Origin of the sequence: Thermotalea metallivorans (assembly GCF_001562415.1) — a bacterium.
Taxonomy (GTDB): domain Bacteria; phylum Bacillota; class Clostridia; order Peptostreptococcales; family Thermotaleaceae; genus Thermotalea; species Thermotalea metallivorans.
Genome location: NZ_LOEE01000023.1, coordinates 1 through 650, shown reverse-complemented (window position 1 = coordinate 650; position 650 = coordinate 1). Strand labels below are relative to the sequence as shown.

Sequence of the window (650 nt, the reverse complement as noted above, 5' to 3'; positions counted from 1 at the left end):
TGATTTTAATGGGGTTTTGTCACTTCTATTATATCACAGAGAGGGGGCTTCTTGGACTTTTTTATTGCCCAAAACTATTGATTTTTCAATATTCATCGCACATCAACTTTGTGCGAAAGTTGATTGAATAAGATTAAAAAAGGTATTAGTGTTTCGTTAAGTTTTATCATTTTAATGTTTCTTTTTATTTTCCCAAATAATGCTTTTGCAGACAATAACAATAGTCAATATGCTCCTGGATTCACAACAAAAGGAGAACTAATTAAATTTTTGAAAGAAAACAATGTGCCAAAAGATAAACAAGAAGTTTTAATTGAAAAGTTAGAAAATAATCAATTATGGGATGTATATGATCCAGAAAAAAGAAAGGCTGTTCCAGATGATTTTTATGTTTTTAACCCAGAGGAAGGAAATCAAACAAGATATTATAGATTTGAAGATGGTTCTTTTATTAAAATTGAAAATACATTAAATGATTCAATAAAAATTGATGGTTCTGAAAAAAATAATAAACTATTAAAAGAAAAACACCACTTTACAAGTAATGTAGTGATTTAAAAATAATTCCATAAAATAACAAAATCAGACACCTAAATCCTAGGAATACTAATCTTATGACAAACCAACACCCTAGGAGGCGTCTGATATGA

At 27.8% G+C, this 650-nt stretch carries 1 protein-coding gene; it reads left to right on the top strand.

Annotated elements, in window-relative coordinates:
* Positions 1–123 precede the first annotated feature (123 nt).
* Complete coding sequence (locus AN619_RS04340; protein ID WP_157064904.1) at positions 124–558, top strand: hypothetical protein; 435 nt, start codon at positions 124–126, stop codon at positions 556–558.
* The last annotated feature ends 92 nt before the right edge of the window (positions 559–650 follow it).